Annotated in this window: 15 protein-coding genes, 1 tRNA gene and 1 pseudogene; 10 read left to right on the forward strand and 7 right to left on the reverse strand. The window is 46.3% G+C overall.

What is annotated here, in order from left to right:
• Position 1 precedes the first annotated feature (1 nt).
• The 3 genes from F6J99_RS04635 to F6J99_RS04645 all read left to right on the forward strand — a co-directional run bounded on the left by F6J99_RS04635 (position 2) and on the right by F6J99_RS04645 (position 4,459).
• The gene (locus F6J99_RS04635) at positions 2–1,522 is read left to right on the forward strand and encodes a UDP-N-acetylmuramoyl-L-alanyl-D-glutamate--2,6-diaminopimelate ligase (RefSeq protein WP_293111903.1); all 1,521 of its coding nucleotides are present in this window, start codon (positions 2–4) and stop codon (positions 1,520–1,522) included.
• Between the two features lie 355 nt (positions 1,523–1,877).
• Positions 1,878–2,960, forward strand: a complete 1,083-nt coding sequence (locus tag F6J99_RS04640; RefSeq protein ID WP_070390945.1) for an RRXRR domain-containing protein — start codon at positions 1,878–1,880, stop codon at positions 2,958–2,960.
• A gap of 62 nt (positions 2,961–3,022) precedes the next feature.
• Positions 3,023–4,459, forward strand: a complete 1,437-nt coding sequence (locus F6J99_RS04645; RefSeq protein ID WP_293111904.1) for a DICT sensory domain-containing protein — start codon at positions 3,023–3,025, stop codon at positions 4,457–4,459.
• Between the two features lie 19 nt (positions 4,460–4,478).
• Here F6J99_RS04645 and F6J99_RS04650 read toward each other — a convergent pair whose 3' ends face one another.
• Positions 4,479–6,107: a HAMP domain-containing sensor histidine kinase gene (locus F6J99_RS04650; RefSeq protein ID WP_365972603.1), complete on the reverse strand. Its 1,629-nt coding sequence runs from the start codon at positions 6,105–6,107 to the stop codon at positions 4,479–4,481.
• Between the two features lie 28 nt (positions 6,108–6,135).
• Between F6J99_RS04650 and F6J99_RS04655 the strand changes: the two genes are divergently transcribed.
• The 4 genes from F6J99_RS04655 to F6J99_RS04670 all read left to right on the forward strand — a co-directional run bounded on the left by F6J99_RS04655 (position 6,136) and on the right by F6J99_RS04670 (position 10,189).
• Positions 6,136–6,381, forward strand: coding sequence for a hypothetical protein (locus F6J99_RS04655; protein ID WP_293111955.1), 246 nt, complete (start codon positions 6,136–6,138; stop codon positions 6,379–6,381).
• Positions 6,382–6,511: 130 nt separating this feature from the next.
• Entirely contained in the window at positions 6,512–7,696 is a 1,185-nt protein-coding gene (locus tag F6J99_RS04660; protein WP_070390949.1) for an NAD(P)H-quinone oxidoreductase subunit H, read from the forward strand.
• A 285-nt stretch (positions 7,697–7,981) separates the two neighbouring features.
• Positions 7,982–8,326: a hypothetical protein gene (locus F6J99_RS04665; RefSeq protein ID WP_293111906.1), complete on the forward strand. Its 345-nt coding sequence runs from the start codon at positions 7,982–7,984 to the stop codon at positions 8,324–8,326.
• Between the two features lie 594 nt (positions 8,327–8,920).
• Positions 8,921–10,189 (forward strand): MFS transporter, encoded by a 1,269-nt coding sequence (locus F6J99_RS04670; RefSeq protein ID WP_293111907.1) that lies wholly within the window; start codon positions 8,921–8,923, stop codon positions 10,187–10,189.
• A 9-nt stretch (positions 10,190–10,198) separates the two neighbouring features.
• On the opposite strand, the gene F6J99_RS04675 is transcribed toward F6J99_RS04670, so the two are convergent.
• Positions 10,199–10,272: transfer RNA gene (locus F6J99_RS04675), tRNA-Arg, on the reverse strand.
• A gap of 75 nt (positions 10,273–10,347) precedes the next feature.
• On the opposite strand from F6J99_RS04675, the gene moaC reads away from it, so the two are divergent.
• The gene (gene moaC, locus F6J99_RS04680) at positions 10,348–10,842 is read left to right on the forward strand and encodes a cyclic pyranopterin monophosphate synthase MoaC (protein ID WP_293111908.1); all 495 of its coding nucleotides are present in this window, start codon (positions 10,348–10,350) and stop codon (positions 10,840–10,842) included.
• Between the two features lie 102 nt (positions 10,843–10,944).
• Here the strand turns inward: moaC and F6J99_RS04685 are convergent.
• The 5 genes and pseudogenes from F6J99_RS04685 to F6J99_RS04705 all read right to left on the reverse strand — a co-directional run.
• Positions 10,945–11,262, reverse strand: a pseudogene (locus tag F6J99_RS04685) (molybdenum cofactor synthesis domain-containing protein); the annotation flags it as partial.
• A gap of 191 nt (positions 11,263–11,453) precedes the next feature.
• Positions 11,454–11,633 (reverse strand): hypothetical protein, encoded by a 180-nt coding sequence (locus F6J99_RS04690; protein WP_075904899.1) that lies wholly within the window; start codon positions 11,631–11,633, stop codon positions 11,454–11,456.
• A 296-nt stretch (positions 11,634–11,929) separates the two neighbouring features.
• Entirely contained in the window at positions 11,930–12,550 is a 621-nt protein-coding gene (locus F6J99_RS04695) for a class I SAM-dependent methyltransferase (protein ID WP_293111909.1), read from the reverse strand.
• Positions 12,551–12,646: 96 nt separating this feature from the next.
• Positions 12,647–12,844: a hypothetical protein gene (locus F6J99_RS04700; RefSeq protein ID WP_293111910.1), complete on the reverse strand. Its 198-nt coding sequence runs from the start codon at positions 12,842–12,844 to the stop codon at positions 12,647–12,649.
• Between the two features lie 60 nt (positions 12,845–12,904).
• Positions 12,905–14,521 (reverse strand): radical SAM protein, encoded by a 1,617-nt coding sequence (locus F6J99_RS04705; RefSeq protein ID WP_070394479.1) that lies wholly within the window; start codon positions 14,519–14,521, stop codon positions 12,905–12,907.
• Positions 14,522–15,362: 841 nt separating this feature from the next.
• On the opposite strand from F6J99_RS04705, the gene F6J99_RS04710 reads away from it, so the two are divergent.
• Together F6J99_RS04710 and F6J99_RS04715 are read left to right on the forward strand one after the other, a co-directional pair.
• On the forward strand, positions 15,363–17,879 hold the full coding sequence (locus F6J99_RS04710; protein WP_293111911.1) for a penicillin-binding protein 1A: 2,517 nt from the start codon (positions 15,363–15,365) through the stop codon (positions 17,877–17,879).
• Positions 17,880–18,202: 323 nt separating this feature from the next.
• A complete protein-coding gene (locus tag F6J99_RS04715) occupies positions 18,203–18,400 on the forward strand; it encodes a hypothetical protein (RefSeq protein WP_293111912.1) in 198 nt (65 codons plus the stop codon).
• Positions 18,401–18,532 lie beyond the last annotated feature (132 nt).

Consider the following 18,532-nt stretch of genomic DNA (forward strand, 5'->3'; position numbering starts at 1 on the left):
TATGAAGCTAAGGGAATTATTAGCCAAAATTGCCAATAGTGTGGAAATGCCTAGCCCCGAGGGTCTTGATGTAACCGTTACAGGCATCTGTACCAATTCCCACGCCTGCCAACCGGGGGATTTATTTATCGGAATGCCAGGCACTAGGGTAGATGGTGGAGAGTTCTGGGAAAGTGCGATCGCATCTGGGGCAGTAGCAGCGATAATTTCTCCCCAAGCGGCTGCCAAACATCCCCCCCAGGAACTTTCACGGGAAACAGGAGTTTGTATAATTGCCGCCGATGACATGACCACCGTGTCTGCTCAAACCGCCGCAGCCTTCTACGACTACCCAGCACAGCAGCTAAGACTGATTGGAGTCACTGGTACCAATGGCAAAACTACCACTACCCATCTGATTGAATTTCTGCTCGCTCATAGCTCTAGTCCTATCCCCACAGCACTTTTGGGTACCCTCTATGCCCGTTGGCCAGGTTTTGAGCAAACAGCAAGCTACACTACACCATTTGCAGTTGAATTGCAACAACAGCTCCACTTAGCGGTCAAAGCAGGTGCCCAAATGGCAGTGATGGAAGTTAGTTCTCACGCCTTAGCCCAAGGTCGAATCCAGGGCTGTCCGTTTGAGGTGGCAGTGTTTACCAATCTCACCCAAGACCATTTGGACTATCACCAGAACATGGATGATTACTTCAGCGCTAAAGCCAAGCTGTTTAGTTCTGACTATCTCAAAGGCCGGGCAATTATTAATGCTGATGATTCCTATGGAGAGCGGTTAATCCAACAGTTACCAACTGAGCAAGTCTGGAGCTATAGTATCCAAAACCCATCGGCTGATTTCTCGACGAGGGACTTGAGCTACGAGCCAACAGGGGTTAGAGGAATTATGCATACTCCCGTAGGAGAGGTTAGCTTCAATTCGCCCCTAGTGGGTCAATACAATCTGTCTAACTTGCTCGCAGCAGTAGGAACAGTTTTAGAGCTGGGTTTGGATTTAGAATCAGTAGCAGCAGCCTTGGCTCAATTTCCAGGAGTGCCAGGGCGCATGGAACGGGTGCAAATTCAACCAGAACAGGATATTAGTGTGATTGTCGATTATGCCCACACCCCAGATAGTTTAGAAAACTTACTCAGGGCATCACGACCCTTTATTGAGGGCAAGATGATTTGTGTATTTGGCTGTGGTGGTGATCGCGATCGCACCAAGCGTCCTAAGATGGGGAAAATAGCGGCTGAGTTAGCTGATGTTGCTGTAGTAACTTCGGATAACCCTCGCACCGAAAACCCAGAAAGCATCTTAGAGGAGGTTTTAGAGGGGATTCCTCAATCAGTGGAACCAATGGTAATTTGCGATCGCGCTACCGCCATTAGGACTGCCATCTTGCAAGCACAACCAGGGGACGGAGTATTAATTGCTGGTAAGGGTCACGAAGATTATCAAATTCTGGGTACTGAAAAAATCCACTTCGATGACCGAGAGCAAGCCCGAGATGCTTTGATGAGTAGGTTACAGGTTATAGGTTAGCAAATTGACAGCTATTTCAGCGGGCAGGTTGTAGATTATCACATGGAAGGTCAACGTTTAAGCTTTAACCAAACCACCTTTAACGAAACCACCTTTAACCCTAAGTCAATAACCCCAACCTACTGCGTTGAACGCGCACGCGTGGCCTACGGCCAGGTTGAGGCTTGGAGAGACAACTAACTCTCCCAGGTTTGACTAGGTCATCGAGCCTCATTCTGGTACGCACGTACGGATACTTCCCCAGTCCGTACCACTGTAAGACTGTGTTGTCAGTCGCTTGCAGAAAGGACATATTGAATGAGGTGACCTAGGGGACGGGTAACCCCCAAACACTTTACTCGTGAGGATTATCTCCATGTTACGAGTCCCAGTAATTTCACCAAATGGACAACCCTTAATGCCGACAAAAGCCTCTAGAGCGAGACGTTGGGTTAAAGAAGGTAAAGCTGTCATCTACCCTAACGCCCTCGACATCTTTGCGATTCAACTAGTAGCTGAAGCATCAGGCGACGAAACTCAGTCGATTGCTGTGGGGATTGACCCCGGCAAAATGTTCACTGGCTTGGCTGTCCAGTCAGCCCAAGCCACCCTCTGGACGGGTCATCTGGTACTCCCCTATCCCAAGGTCAGAGACCGGATGGATACCCGACGCATGATGCGGCGAACTCGCCGTAGCCGTCGGATTAACCGCAAAATTCCCTACGACCAACGCGCTCACAGACAGAAGCGCTTTGAGAATCGGCTAGCCAAAAAGCTTCCCCCATCCATCAAAGCCAACCGTGATTTAGAGTTTCGTGTGGTCAGTGAGTTATTCGAGCTTTATCCCATTAGCCAGATCGTCTATGAAGTGGTCAAAGCCAAAGGGACAAAAGCTTTCTCTCCAGTGATGGTGGGGCAATACCAATCCATCCAACGCCTTGAGGCAACATTCACGGTCCCCGTCACCCAAAAGATGGGATGGGAGACCTCAATGGCACGAAAAGGGTTGGGGTTAGCCAAAGACAAGACCGATAAGAGTCGTCAGACGGCTGAGACTCACGCCAACGACGGTATAGCCTTGGCATCCTTCCCCTTCCGAAAAGTCAAGACCCAGTACTACCGCAACGGTAAAGTCGTGACCCCCACCGTGGCGGTGGTCACCCTTGCACCTTTCGCCGTGGTTTCCCGACCGCCAATTAGCCGTCGTCAACTCCACCTACTCCAATTTTCCAAGGGCGGTAAACGCCGAAAGTACGGAGGAACCACCACTCGCCACGGTTTCCGTAAAGGCGACTACGTGGAAGCTGTAAAAGCGGGTCAGACCTACCGAGGGTGGATCAGTGGCGATACGGCAACACAAGTTTCAGTGAGCAATAGCAACTGGAAAAGAATCGGACAATTCTCAGCCCGGAAAGTCCGATTACTCAAACGCTCCACGGGCTTACTTGTCAACTACTAAAAGGAGGCGGGGCTTTCCTCCCCACCCTATAGAGGGATGGGGTATCCAGCCGCGAAAATTCGATGAACCTGCCACCTAATCCAGAATTGTCTCTCTACCAGCTGGTTTTAGAGACTCTTGCCTCTCCCGAGTCTCTGAAAATCACTCCTGTCACCCTGAAATCGCTAGTCAGAGCAACCTTTGACCTGCTAATTGCTCAAAACATCTCAGCCACAATTTGGGTCAAGCCACAAGCTGAGGGCTGGCACAGAGAAATAAAACGGTATCAAAAACACGTTGATGTACCCAAAACGATTTATCTGTGCCACTGTTTAGGAGATAACTGGAAAGAGGTAGTTAACCTGAACAGAGATTCTCAACTGTTTTCCCTACAGTTGGAGACTGACTCTCATCTAAAACAGGAATATTTCTTACTAATTCTCTGTGAGAACTATAGTAGTTTAATTGTGGCTTGCCAGCCTGAGCTGTCCAAATCGGAAAATTTAGCTGATAGTGAACTCAGTCAACCTTTGTTAGCTGTTTTTACCCTTGAGCAATCAGTAATTCGGCAGTTTTTAGAGGGGTTAAGCACAGTTATTGGAACCACTACAGCAAAGCAACGCAGCCATTGGGAAACCCTTTTAGCTACCCCTCAAAGCTCTAATCATAAACTACTAACCCAGTTGTTGGTTAAACAAGTACAACGTACAGAAGAAATTGTTCAGGATACCCTGGCAACACAGCCAATCGGAGAGATTAACCAATCTCCCCCATCACCCCCAGCAGTTCCTGAGCCGGTTGTGGTAGGGAAGAATTCCTTATCAAGGGTTGAGCCTTATATGAGTAATGAGATACTCCAGCGAGTCGCTCAGGAATTACGGACACCGATAACGAACATGAAAACTGCCCTGAAGCTGCTGGATGCCTCACAAATGAAGCTCGCCCAACGCCAACGCTATATTGGGCTTCTTTATAAAGAATGCGATCGCTTAAATTCCTTAGTGGCTGGATTACTAGAACTGGTTCAGCTAGAGGGTGACCCCCAAACTGATCAAACTTTGCCGTTGCAGCTAGCAGAGATTGTTCCTGGTATTGTCAGCACCTATCAACCCCTCGCCCAAGAAAAAGGCATCCAGCTCGGCTACACCATTCCTGCCAATCTCCCCTCAGTCTTGTTTTCAGAGGTTGGCTTGAGGCATATCGTGATTAATATATTGCACAACAGTTTAAAGTTTACTCCCTCTGGCGGTAAGGTTAGAGTACAGGCAACTCGTAAGGGCAAGTATGTTCAGCTAATATTTAGTGATACAGGTATTGGCATTGCTGAAAGTGACATACCTAAAATTTTTGACAGTTTTTATCGGGGTAGGTCAACACCTAGGGAAGACCTTGGTGCAGGGATAGGTTTAACCATTGTGCAACAGTTATTACAACGGGGCGGTGGTAAGATTTCAGTAGTTAGTCGATTTGGGCAAGGCTCCCAATTTAAAGTGTTGCTACCAATTGCCTCTGAAACTTAAAAAATCGTTGAGGTAATGGTCAACCAATCCCAGGCAGGGGTGTCTTAGCCAGGTCAGCTAACGGTAAAAATACTGTCATCACCTCACCTTGTTGGGGTCGTTGCTTAACAATTAGTTTACCACCCAACGCCTGGAATAGATTTTTGGTGACATTCAAATTCAAACTGATACTACCCGTTTCTGGCTGGAAAGTCAGCAGCTGACCAAGGGACTTCAATGTCGGGCAATGGTCGTCAGCGATTGTTTCCCGATTAATCTGAGACTGGAATTGTAACTTCAGCTGGTTTCCAGCAGGTGTAACCTGTAACTGGATATGACCCCCTGTTGGAATAGACCGGGTGAAATTTTCCATCAAGCCAGTTAGTACCTGATCTAGCAAAGCGGGATGACTGACCACTGTTGGCAACTGTTGCGGTAAGACTACATCTAGGGTTAAATTACGCCGCTGTGCTTGTTTTTGCCAGCGGGGGATGCTGTTGTGAAAAACCCGAGCCAGAGATATACAAGTCAGGCTAACAGGGGTTTGCTTGGCTGCTGTGGTTTCTAATTCTACTGCCCGGAAAATCAACTCCATGCGGTTGATTTGTTCGCTACACTCATGGTCAATAATTTCTATACGCCGCATAACTTCTGGAGGTAAGTCACGACGTCTAAGCAGTAGTTTAGTCAGGGTGTGAATTGTAGTTAGGGGTGTCCGGATTTCATGGGTCAGAGCTCGGAGCAACTCAAGGTCAGGTGTAGCTTCAGAATTTTCTTTTGGCTGAACAGCAGAGATTCTAGGAAAGCCTCGCGCTTCATTTTTCACCAATCGTTGCCAGTTAGGCTCACTTCCTTTCTGTTTCTTGGCAAAGGGTGTACTAGAAGACCCATTTTGTGAGTGACTACCAGTTTTGACCCTATCCCTCTGATGCTGAGGTTGTCTTGGCTGAACCATTGTTGACTCGGATATTGTAACCGGTATAGTCTGGCTTAGTTCTACTAAAGGCAGTTCTGGTAAATTCTCCAGAAGCCCACGACCAAAGTTCATTACAATGCGGTAATCGGGGGGCTTTGGCACAAATTTTTCCATTAAAGCTTCCAACTGCTTGAGATGATGAGAACTGCTCAGTAATAGTCTACGGTGCAGTGATGTCCAAACACGTTGGATATCTTCTGGGTCAAAGGAGAATTGAAAGCCTGGAACCCCAAAGTGGTCTTCTCCAGAGACCATGACTAAGCTAAAGTCTTTGGTAAACACTAAACAAAACTGCTCGTTAGCTAAGGGGTCTCCTGGAAACAGGGGTAACCGAATGGTCGTATTTTCTACAAATGGAGTAGTCTCAGGTTGAGCCGGAGGTAGCTGGAAGGGCATAAAAGCCCAAGCATTCAAGGCGTCGTTCGTAAAAATCCCAGTCTCGAAACTTGCCAGTAGCTCTCGATCACTTAAGACTGGTGCAGGACCAGCTAGAATTAATCCTTGCTTCGAGGAGTGTTCGGGATTATGGCTTGTTGATCCATTTCCTGAAACCGCTGGCAACAGCAACTGTTCCAAGGTAGCGATCGCACTTTGCCATTCCCGTTGAGCTTTAGCTGCTGCTGCCCTATGCTTAGGGCTAGCCCCTTCTCTTGTCCTGTGACTGCTAGCACCTATTGAACAAGTTTCAATCACAGTTGCTTGCTCTGAGGAAAGAGCAACCTTGTCATCGCTTCCAATTAGTTCCTTTTGGGATAAAATTTCACTTATACTTGGTAATAACCACCTTGGAACCACAATCCACCCCCGATGCACAGCTAGTGCAGTAATTCAAACTATCAACTCCTTTGATAAAGATGGTAATGTGATTGCTGATAGTTTAAGGATCGTAGAACCGAACTTCTACGTAGCAATTCCCGTTAACCTAAGCATTGGAAACAATGAGCTTAAACAGCAATTAACAGTTTGAATTAAGAATATCAAATTTTTCTGGCATTGTTAGAGTTAACAAGATACACCACCTATCTGCCTCTGTTTTGGTAAGCTAATACCTAGCGGCTAACACCTAGCAGCTAACAGTTGGGGCAATTAATCAAAATATGGCAAAGATCGAGACCAGAACCGAACCCATGGTGATCAACATGGGTCCCCACCATCCCTCCATGCACGGCGTTCTCCGCTTAATTGTCACCCTGGATGGGGAGGATGTGATAGATTGTGAGCCGGTAATTGGCTACCTGCACCGAGGCATGGAGAAAATTGCCGAGAATCGCACTAACATTATGTATGTCCCTTACGTGAGCCGATGGGACTATGCAGCAGGGATGTTCAATGAGGCAATTACAGTCAATGCCCCAGAGAAATTAGCAGATATTCCGGTACCCAAACGTGCCAGCTACATCCGCGTGATTATGCTGGAGTTGAATCGGATTGCCAATCACCTGCTGTGGCTTGGACCATTTCTAGCAGATGTGGGTGCCCAAACCCCATTCTTCTACATCTTCCGGGAACGGGAGATGATTTATGACCTATGGGAAGCTGCCAGTGGACAACGGTTAATTAACAACAACTACTTCCGTATTGGTGGAGTTGCTGTTGACCTACCCTATGGATGGATCGATAAGTGCGAAGACTTCTGTGACTACTTTGACCCTAAAGTTGATGAGTACGAACGGTTAATCACCAACAACCCTATCTTCCGCCGCCGAGTTGAAGGTATCGGTACCATTAGTCGGGAAGAAGCGATTAACTGGGGACTTTCTGGCCCGATGCTACGAGGTTCTGGAGTCAAGTGGGACTTGCGCAAAGTTGACCACTACGAATGCTACGACGACTTCGATTGGGAAGTACACTGGGAAACCGGGGGTGATTGCTTTGCCCGGTATGTGGTGCGGATTAGGGAAATGCGGGAGTCCGTTAAGATTATCCGTCAAGCCTTAAAAGGACTTCCCGGTGGTCCTTACGAAAACCTAGAAGCCAAGCGGATGGCAGAGGGTCGCAAATCCCAGTGGAACGACTTCGATTATCAGTTCATGGGCAAGAAAATTGCCCCTACTTTCAAAATTCCCAAGGGTGAACACTATGTCCGTCTTGAGTCTGGGAAAGGAGAACTAGGAATTTTCATTATTGGTGATGATAATGTCTTTCCTTGGCGTTGGAAGATTCGTCCAGCCGATTTCAATAACTTACAGATTCTGCCCCATATCCTCACAGGAGTCAAAGTTGCCGATATTATGGCGATTCTCGGTAGTATTGACATCATTATGGGGTCAGTAGACCGTTAAGGTAGGTTAATGCTTCTAGGTAATAGGCTCAATGGCTCTAGGTTTTAGACTAAGCAGATTTTGGCAACGTTGATGAGCTCCGCCTCAAGCACGGAAGCTCTCAACTAATCGAGTATTCCTCCTATTCTTTGCTAAGCTAGGAGGAATTTTTGATTTTAGGTGCGCTCTTACCATTAAGAATTAAATTCGCCACAGCTCACACCTGTTGTAAGACTGTGACGTTAAGACAGCATTTAGGGAATTCTAGGAATGTAGCTCCAAAGACTGAAGAGTAAATTGCTGTCTATGAGTGAAAATCCCCCACCTATTAAAGTATTACGTCAGCGCCATGTAGGCTGGGATAAGCCTACCGAGGAAAATCTCAAAACTATTAAAACTATTGAGTTATTATGGAGTAATTTGTTCGAGGCAATTTTTGATCCCATTGAAGATAACTGGTTAGAGCATTGGCAAAAGCTATACAAAACTATTCTGGAGGTTTGTTCTGATAACGAAGAGCGCCGCATTACTCTAGTCTACCTGAGCAATGTTAAGGATTTGACCAAAGAAGCTAGAGAATGGAAAATGCTGGTGACTTACCTGGAGAATACTAAAGACTGGGCTAGAAAATCAATTATTAGAGGATCATAAACCGTTAAATAAAATAGTGAAAATGGTGACGCTTCGCGTAAGCCACAGGCCCCGTCAAAATTATCTTTGATAAAGTAAAACCTGTAAAGTTACTAACAGCAAGACCACTATCCCTTCTACAAAGGCTTTGCGGAATACTTTTCTGATAATACTGAGCGCTACATTATGCGCTACCAGTAGCCAAGCTTGAGCTTAGTTATTGCTGCGATCGCGTAGCGTGACCATTCGCGTAGCGTGGCCTTTTGGCCAAGGTCAATCGCGTAGCGGCTCTTTCAGAGCATCGCCATCTTAATTAATTTGTGAACAAAAACAGGTTGTGATATTCTTCCCCCAACGCCGATCACCCCATCACCCTGTCTAAGCCTCTGGGTAAATTGTTAAGAAGAGTAAACTAGAGAAGTAATATTAAGTCCGGTTAATCACTTCCCAAATAGTTCCTGGATTGTTGGATGTTAGCCCTTTGGCTGATGGGTAATTGACAATTACCCATCAGCCATTAGCAAATACTGATTACCCCATAAGGACTATGATGATTATTCAATCGGATCTGATCTAACTATCTCAAGTGCGAGTTTTGTCAGGATTATAGAGCGCGTGAAAGTTTTTCAGACCCTGGAAGGGCAGCAACGCCAAAGTTTGCTGATTTTATTTACTGTTGGTCTGTTGTTTTGGTCAAGCTTAACGTCTTTGTTGCCAACCCTGCCGCAATATATTGAAGACTTGGGTGGGACTAAGCAACAGGTCGGGCTAGTAATGGGTTGCTTTGCCATTGGTCTGTTGCTGTTTAGAAACCCACTGGGGCGTATGGCAGACCTGCACAGTCGCAAGTTGGTAGTAATTATTGGTACTAGCGCTGTAGCTCTAGCGCCTTTGGGCTATCTATTTACCCAGTCGATTAGCCTGTTGATGCTGGTTCGAATGTTTCATGGCATCAGTATTTCAGCCTTTACCATCGGTTATTTGGCTCTAGTCACCGATTTGTCCCCTGTTGACAAGCGAGGTGAGTTAATTGGTTATATGAGTTTGGCAACATCGATTGGTTTAGGTCTCGGACCAGCGCTGGGGGGTTTTCTACAACAAGAGGTTAGCTACACTGTTTTATTCTTAGTGTCTGCAGCTCTAGGTGGGCTGGGTGTGCTCTTAGGGAGTCAGATTCGTGAACCAATTAGGTCTGCTAGACCTGAGCAGGAACAATCAAAATCTTGGTTAAACTCGATTTGGCAGCTATTGGTCAAACTATGGCAGTTGTTAACCAGCCCTCCTCTTGGAATTCCAGCTTTGGTAATGCTGTTGTTCGGTATAGTATTTGGAACAAAAGTTAGCTTTGTCTCTCTGTTTATTCGAGAAACTGGTATTAATCTCAATCCAGGATTGTTTTTCACAGCTGCTGCGATCGCTAGTTTTGTGATTCGTGCATTAACTGGTCAGGCATCTGATCGGTATGGACGAGGAGTTTTTATCACCGCTAGTGTGGTTTGCTATATCATCTCAATGTTGATGATTTCCCAGGCTGATACGGAAGTTGGATTTTTACTAGCTGGTTTATTAGAAGGAGCTGGCACTGGATTATTCATACCGATGATGACTGCTTTGATGACTGACCGCTCCTCTGCTGACGAACGGGGTCAGGTATTCGCTGTCTGCATTAGTGGGTTTGATTTAGGGATTGGCCTAGCTGGGCCGATCTTTGGTTATTTCGCCGACCTGTTAGGATATCGAGGAATTTTTTCCTGTAGTGCTGGTATAGCATTTTTGGCACTGATTATCTTTATGACCAAGTCCAACAAAAATTTATCCCGTTCCCTCAGATTTGCCATCGGTCGTGAACGGGATTTATATGCTATAGACACTAGAATGCCTTAGCTTAACAAACGGGCTAGGAGGGATTCGAACCCCCGACACCGTGGTCCGTAGCCACGTGCTCTAGTCCACTGAGCTACAAGCCCTTAACTTCTGCCAGTTTTTTGTGGCTCAACAGTTACTTATCATAACACATAGATCAAAAATTTTGCAATACTCTTGTGGAAATCAATCGCTCGCTATCCCATCTCGATAGTCAAGGTCAAGCTCAGATGGTCGATGTTTCTGGCAAAGAGCTTACCAAACGTCAGGCAGTAGCCGCTGCTCAGGTACGGATGAAAACCGCAACCTTCAACACCATCCAATCTGGTAATGCCCCCAAGGGTGATGTCTTAGGAACCGCTAGGCTGGCTGGGATTATGGCAGCAAAGCAAACTTCCCAACTGATTCCTCTGTGTCATCCCTTGCCCCTACACAAGATCGAAGTTCAAGTGGAACCTGACCCCCAACTACCGGGATACCAGATTCAGGCATCTGTGACTACTAAAGCTGAAACTGGTGTCGAAATGGAAGCACTAACAGCAGTTTCTGTTGCGGCTTTGACCCTTTACGATATGGCCAAAGCCTTGGAAAAGTCTATCGCGATTGAATCGATTCGCCTGTTGAGTAAGACCGGAGGTAAATCCGGGGATTACCAAATATCAGGCGATTGCTAAGTTAAGGAATCAGCTCAAGTCAAGTTGGGTCAGCACTTAGCACTTATCCACTGAGGCACTCAGTTGCCAATTACCGTTTGAACAGGAAATCTATGGCTAAGATTAGGTTTCTCGCAAACGTGGCATCAGTTCCACCAGATTACAGGGGGAATTGCCCAAATCGAGTTGGTCTTTGATAATCTGCTCCCAACCTGTCCGACAAGCTCCAGAAGATCCTGGCAGACAAAAGATGTATGTTCCGTTAGCCACACCAGCCAGGGCACGAGATTGGATAGTAGAAGTCTTAATCTCTTGGTAGGAAATCATGCGGAAAATTTCACCAAAGCCCTGGATTTCCTTATCCAGCAGGGGTTGAATCGCTTCTGGTGTACCATCTCGACCTGTAACACCAGTTCCTCCTGTAGTCAACACTACCTGTACGAAAGAAAAAATTAGCACAAGAGGCAGAGAAGAGAGGAATGAACCAATCTGAGGTACTTAGAAGTTTAATAGCTCGCTTTCCCGATCCCAAGGACTCTGTGTAAAATTCATCCCACACCTATGCTACGCATCAGGATGTGGGGCTTCTTTTACCGGCCAGCTAAAATTTTGTCACAGTCCCGCTAAAGGTACTAAGTGCCAACCGGTTGGGGTGACTCAGCAGTTTCGTTACCTTCAGCCTCAATGAGCTCCATGTCCTCATATTTATCAAAACACTTACGCTTAGCAGCGACAGCGATATCGAGAACAATGGGTACTTCTAATTTGATCGGAACTTGGAACACACAGGGGTTATAGTATTTGTAAGGCATGGGTTTTACCTCTTGCTGCAATTAGGTTTCATCAACACATTTATAGAATGTCAGATCTAACTCTGGCTTAACAGTACCCTTGAGGGTACCTTTTCTGTTAAGAATGATTAACGTTAAGTTATTTTAACTAGTTAAGCGGTGTCTTTTTGACTTGACGGAATCCAATGCTCTAAGCCGCTACCGGAACAAATGAAGTAGAGAACAACTATTACTCAACCCTAGAGTCGAATGTTAGGTGCAGCTAATCTGACTTCCCTACTCCCTACTCCCTACTCCCTACTCCCTCAAAACCTAACCTAATTGACCATCGCTCTACTACTACGGCAAATCAATCCTTCTGAGCCAAAATGTGTGTAAGAGTATGGATTATTCTGATCTGGCCACAGTTGCTGGCCTTTCTCAACTCCAATTTCTTTAACTACCTCTAATTTCCCGTCATCGATGGCTTCATTAACTGCCCTAAAGACGCTTTCCCATGCTCCGTAATCATCAAAAATGATCAATGCATTATTAAATCGCTTTAAACAGTTATCAATATCTTGTTTGATATACTCGTATTTATGACGTGCATCTATTAAAACCACATCAGCAGTAAAGGTTAACTCATTCCAATCAGAAGTATACACATCAAATTTTTGGAATTTGACATGGGAATTAAAAATATTGTTTAGTCTTGCTACTCTCAGGTATCTATCGTTAACATCTAAACCCAGATATTGAGTGAAGTGATCCGCTAGGTGCTTTGCGGTCAAACCTTTGTAACATCCCACCTCTAATAAGTTATATTGTTTTTTCGGGAAAAATTGTTTGACATGATCACGGAATTGTTGGCTAACTGTCCAACAATCTGTCCTTTTATCTACAGGTAGGACTATATCCTGCCATGTATTCTGGATTTCATTGAAGATTTCAATCATAGGTTGTAATTAGTAACAGTAATCAATCTAAGCATTCAGCCGTCAGCCGTCAGCAATATAAGCATTCAGCCGTCAGCCGTCAGCCGTCAGCTTATTTTATTCAAAAGCTGTTCGGAGCTCAAGTAGTGTGGCCACAGGCCTTTGGCTGATAGCTGATACGCGACAGGCTGATACGCGACACGCTGAATGCTTAATAATAAATAGCAAAGGCCACAGGGAGTAGGGAGTCGGGAGTCGGGAGTCGGGAGTCGGGAGTCGGGAGTCGGGAGTCGGGAGTCGGGAACTTTGGCTCAAATAGGTACCCCGTTTAATAAAATAACTGACTTTCTACACTTCCCACACCTCCCACACGCCCTATTCCCCATTCCCTAACCCCAGGGCTGTAGCAGCACCTAAGTGCTTGAGCAAGGTGGCTTGGGGAAGTGGCCCAAGCAGATGACTCCAAGGCAAGACTTGCTCTGTTGACCAGTCGGTATAGACGTAGAAGTCTAGTTCAGGTAACTGTCCTCGCAATTGTTTAAAGGCACGGCGGAAACTGCCTAGGGAATCCCCATAATGCCTGGTTAGTTCTAAGAGTTGGGATAAGCGACGATCCCCTCGGGAAATGAGTGCTTGAATGACTGACCAATTGTAGCTTTCTGGTCGAAAGTCTATGGCTTGCGATCGCAATTTTTTCTGCAACAACTTGAGGCGCTTCTGGGCTTGGGGATTGACACCAAACCACTGAAAGGGTGTATGAGCTTTGGGCACAAAGGTGGAGCACCCGAGGGTTAAGCCTAGACCGGGGGCTGCTCTCTTAATCTGTTCCATCATCGCTACAGTTTCTTCAACATCTGCTATTTCCTCTCCCGGAACTCCTACCATCCCGTAGAGTTTCAGACGTTTTAATCCCCCTGCTTTAGCATTCACTGCTGCTTGGATAATTTGGTCATTGCTGAGCTTCTTATTAATAATCTCGCGCAACCGTTGTGAGCCACTTTCTACTGCAATCGTAATCGAACGGGTGTTACGTCTAGTTAGGGTTTGGGCTAGCTTTTCGGTAACTGTATTGGTTCGCACCGAAGCAATACTCAAGCGCACATGGTCGTATTGTGGCTGATTTAGGTAATCTAACAACACATCAAACTCGGGATGCTGGGTGACAGATGCTCCCAGTAAGCCAATCCGGTCTGTTACCTTTAATCCCCGTTCTATAGCTGGAATCAAAGCATCGATCGCGCTAGGAGTACGAAATGGTAAAGTAAGGTAACTGGCCAGACAGAAGCGACACATTTCTGGACAACTGCGCACCACTTCTACCATGTAGATGTTTTCCCAAGCGGCTTTTTCGGTGACCACTGTGGAAGCAGACAGGGTATTGCCCCGATAGGTCTGTTTAGATACCGTGGCAGGAATCTGATCAGACACTGGTTTAATGGATGCGATCGCACTCGTTAGGTCATGGTAGGTTACGTCATATAAACTAGGTATATAAACTCCAGGGACTTGAGCCAAATGCTGCAATTGAGTATTACGTTCAGCAGTCCGAACCTCTTGATAAGCATCGATAAAATTATCTAGCAGGATTTCCCCATCTCCGAGCAAAATCACATCAAAGAAGTCAGCAAAGGGTTCTGGATTAGCCGTTAACACGGGACCGCCACCAAATACTAGGGGATGGCTAGAGTCCCGTTGTGCTGAGTACAGGGGTATCTCCAAAAATTCCAATCCCCCTAAGATATTGACATAATCCAATTCCCATGATATAGAATAACCTAGTAATTCTGGCTGTCTCGGTAATGGCTCATGGTAATCGGTGAACAAGCGGCTGACCCTTAAGTCAGGGCGCAAGGCTAAAGATGCCCACACTATCTGATAGCCAAGACTAGTAATACCTATACTGTATTGATTAGGAAAGGCAAAGATAGTAGGAATGGCATGGTCGTCAGGAGTGGCTGGTGTAAACAGAAGACGTTCGGAGGAAAATACCACAGGGTTTAAAGAGGACGTATTGGATTGAAGAATACAAAAAAATAAGGTTTATTTATTTATAGCGTTTATCCCACTTATGAAGTACAGTCTTTTTTGACTAGGGGACCCCCCTAACCCCCCTTCTTAAGGGGGGGATATGATTCCGTTAAAACCATCTTTACTATTGCCTTTTGCATGGATGCCTTTTGCCTTAAAAGGTAGAGCCATGTCGCTCCAACGTTGCTGAGAATTGCTATATTCTCATTATGCTTTGGTCATCATTAGTAGTTCACCCTAGGCTTAACTACTAGTTAAAAATAACCAATCACAAATAGTAAGCATATGCGCTACAGATGGTGCTACTTGAGGTGCCGTCAGCGGTCAGCCGTCAGCTTTCCGTAACAGAGATTAAACTTTTGCTTACCTGTTTTATTCAAAAGCTCTTCGGTGTAGCTTGCCCTATGCCCATAAGCTGATAGCTGATAGGTAAGCATATGCCCTACGCGCACGCGTGCGCGAACAGCTGTCAGCCGTGAGCTTTTAGCTCACGCGTGCGCGAACACCCGTCAGCTTATTTTATTCAAAATCACCTCAAGTACCGTGGCCACAGACCTTTGGCTGATAGCTGATACGCGACACGCTGATAACTGATAACTGAATGCTTACGCTGAATGCTGATAGCTGAATGCTTACGCTGAATGCTGATAGCTGAATGCTTACCTACTACGTGTAAATCCGGATTTTCTGCAAGCAGAAAGAAAAAAGTTACAGATTCACTAAATTTAAAATTTTAAGCCCTAAAATAGACAACAAGTTATACGACAACATGTTATGGCTGCTTTTGTATTGCTAAGGAGTTGATGTGTCAATATTTTCCCCGAAGCCCCAAGATCGACATAGCCACCACCCTCCGAATCCCTCAAAGAAACTGGGGGAGAAATCGGATTTAAATGAGAGTGCTGTGTCTAATCATGGCAATAACCCCTCATCAAAGCCAAGACGGCGGAAGCGACCGAGGGTAGTTGCCCAAACTCTCAACGGAATTAAGCGTGTATCTAGTACGGTTATCAAACCGCTAATCGGACCAAAAGCAATCTATCGTCGCTCCTGGTTTTGGATCGGACTAGGGGTGGGTGGCAGTGCGATCGCATTGGGTTGGGGTTGGCAAAAGCTAGAAAGCTCTCTGCCAGATTCTACTAAGGATGTCTTGACCTATGTTCGAGATGACACCATCACCATCAAAGCTGCCGACAGCAGTATTATCCAGCAAATTGGGCCAGCTAGCCATGAGACCCTCAAGATTTGGGAAATACCCGAAACCCTGATGGAAGCCTTCATTGCGATTGAAGACCAACGCTTTAAAGAGCATAAAGGGGTAGATAGCCAGGGTATTCTCCGTGCTACTGTGGCTAACCTCAAAGCTGGGGGAGTAGTAGAAGGAGGTAGCACGATTACCCAGCAACTTGCTAGAATTGTCTACTTTGATCACGAACGCAGCATCGTACGCAAACTCAAAGAAATGCGCATGGCGCAGAAAATTGAGCAGGATTTGAGCAAAGATCAAATCCTGGAGCGTTATTTAAACCTAGTCTATTTGGGTTCCGGTGCTTACGGGATTGCTGATGCGGCTTGGGTCTATTTTAGTAAACCGGTAAAAGACCTGACCTTGGGAGAAATGGCAACACTGGCGGGATTACCCCCAGCTCCTAGTGTTTACTCGCCATTGTTGGAGGGCAAAATCAATAGCTCTAGGCAAAAAGCAGCCAAAGAGCGTCGTGATGTAGTATTGCAGCGGATGTTGGAAAATGGCTACATCTCCCAGGCTGAAGCCAACAAAGCTATGGCCGAGCCCCTGAGTATTAAACCAAGCCAACCGAAGCGACTGGAGCGTAAAGCATTCTATTTCACGGAATATATTCAACAAGAATTGCCCAAATACGTTTCCAAAGAAGTACTGGCTAAGAAAGGGCTGACCATTGAAACTACAATTAATTTAGAGTGGCAAGATGCTGCTGAAACTGCTGTCCAAAAGACCATGAAAACCTATGGTCGTTACCAGCGGTTTGGACAAGCTGCACTCGTTGCCGTCGATCCCCGCAATGGTCAGATCAAAGCCATGGTCGGGGGTAAGGATTTTAATGACCTAGATAGCAATAATTACCTCAATCGGGTCACCCAAGCTCAGCGTCAGCCCGGTTCTACATTCAAGACTTTCGTGTATGCCGCCGCAGTAGCAACAGGGATGTCTCCCTATAAAGGCTACATGGATGCGGGGTATATAGTAGATGGTTACGAACCTAAAAACTACAGTGAGAGATTCCGGGGTTCGATCTCAGTGCGGGATGCCCTGGTTTCTTCGGTGAATGTGGTAGCCGTCAAAACCCTAGTGGATGTGGGCTGGGAGCCGATTATTAAACTGGCTCAAAAAATGGGGATTAAATCCAAACTCCATCCCACCTACTCCCTAGCCTTAGGAGCATCTGAGGTAAACCTATTAGAACTTACCAATTCCTATGGCACCTTAGCCGCCCAAGGTATTCACCACGATGCTCATGGGATTCGCCGCATTATTGACCAGCACGGTAACGTGATTTACGACCACAAAGTCGAGGGTGAGCGAGCTATTGATGCAGAAACAGCAGCGATTGTGACCTGGATGCTCAGGGGTGTGGTTACCGGGGGTACTGGGACAGCGGCTCAAATTGGACGACCAGCAGTTGGCAAAACCGGCACTACGGATGATGCCCGTGACCTCTGGTTTGTGGGCTATATTCCCCAATTAGTCGCTGGGGTTTGGTTAGGTAATGATGATAACAAGCCTACCAAGGGTTCTAGTGCAACTGCTGCTGCCACCTGGCGTCAGTTCATGTTGGAGGTAATCGAAGACTTAGACCGTGAGTCCTTTACTGAGCGCCCCAGGAAGTTATCCGGTCGGGAAGCTACCATTGAAGCTCAGCCGATTAAACCTAAACGAGTTATTAACAAGAAATTTGTTCCCACTACCGTTACCGCTTCCACAACTCGGTCAAGGAGAAGAACTAGTTCAAGACGTGCTAGTTCAACCAGAAGAGCCAGTTCTACACGGCGTCGTAGTAATCGGGTCAGGGTGTCTAGGAAACGCTCTCAACCCAAACGGTATTACCGTCGCAAAGCGACAACAACTAAACGGTCTTATCCCCGTAAAACTACCACCAGACGCTATACGCCTAGAAACACTGCCCCGAGACGGTCAGCACCAGCAAAGCGCAGGTATTCACCAGCACCAGCAAGGCGCAGACCAGCACCAGCACCCAGAGTTGCTCCCAAACCGGCGGCTCGTCCTAAGCCTCAACGCAAGCCAGCAGGAGGTCCCTTAGCTCCCCCAGCAGCTAGAAAATAGGTGCTGTTAGCCGTCAGCGGTCAGCGGTCAGCGGTCAGCTTTGTGGCACAGGCTTCTAGCCTGTGAAGTAGCTCATAAGCTGATAGCTGATAGCTGATAGCTGAATACTGATAGCTGATAGCTGATAGCTGAATACTGATAGCTGATAGCTGAATACTGATAGCTCATAAGCTGAATACTGATAGCTGATAGCTGAATACTGATAGCTCATAAGCTGAATACTGATAGCTGAATACTGATAGCTGATAGCTGATAGCTTACGGTATCGAAGCCATCATGCTGGATGGTACGATAACCGAAATACGAGAAAATCTAAACTGGCTATGTATGTATTGATGGAAGCAGGCAGTTTTCCCTTGTGGTTTACCCTAGTGTATGTTGTGGGTTTTGTGGCAGCAGTTGTGATTGGCTCGATTGCTTGGTACAACTCTAAACGTCCTGCTGGTTGGGAAGGGTCAGAAACTCCTAATTGGGTACCAAAGATCGATCCAAATGATAATTCTAAGGGAGATGAATCCTAGCAGACGTTAGTTTGGTTGGGAAAACCGGAAGATTTGACTCAAAAAGAACCGTGGCTCCAACACCGTAAGTCACGGTTCTTTTTTAGCCCTATTAGGGTAATCAGGCCACTGCTCAGAATTTGTTGGTATCTT

Origin of the sequence: Moorena sp. SIO4G3 (genome assembly GCF_010692305.1) — a bacterium.
Taxonomy (GTDB): Bacteria; Cyanobacteriota; Cyanobacteriia; order Cyanobacteriales; family Coleofasciculaceae; genus Moorena; species Moorena producens_A.

Bases quoted from the DNA above. Each gene is read 5' to 3' on its own strand.
- F6J99_RS04635 (WP_293111903.1), top strand. From the start codon at position 2: ATGAAGCTAAGGGAATTATTAGCCAAAATTGCCAATAGTGTGGAAATG.
- F6J99_RS04640 (WP_070390945.1), top strand. From the start codon at position 1,878: ATGTTACGAGTCCCAGTAATTTCACCAAATGGACAACCCTTAATGCCG.
- F6J99_RS04645 (WP_293111904.1), top strand. From the start codon at position 3,023: ATGAACCTGCCACCTAATCCAGAATTGTCTCTCTACCAGCTGGTTTTA.
- F6J99_RS04660 (WP_070390949.1), top strand. From the start codon at position 6,512: ATGGCAAAGATCGAGACCAGAACCGAACCCATGGTGATCAACATGGGT.
- F6J99_RS04665 (WP_293111906.1), top strand. From the start codon at position 7,982: ATGAGTGAAAATCCCCCACCTATTAAAGTATTACGTCAGCGCCATGTA.
- F6J99_RS04690 (WP_075904899.1), bottom strand. From the start codon at position 11,633: ATGCCTTACAAATACTATAACCCCTGTGTGTTCCAAGTTCCGATCAAA.
- F6J99_RS04695 (WP_293111909.1), bottom strand. From the start codon at position 12,550: ATGATTGAAATCTTCAATGAAATCCAGAATACATGGCAGGATATAGTC.
- F6J99_RS04715 (WP_293111912.1), top strand. From the start codon at position 18,203: ATGTATGTATTGATGGAAGCAGGCAGTTTTCCCTTGTGGTTTACCCTA.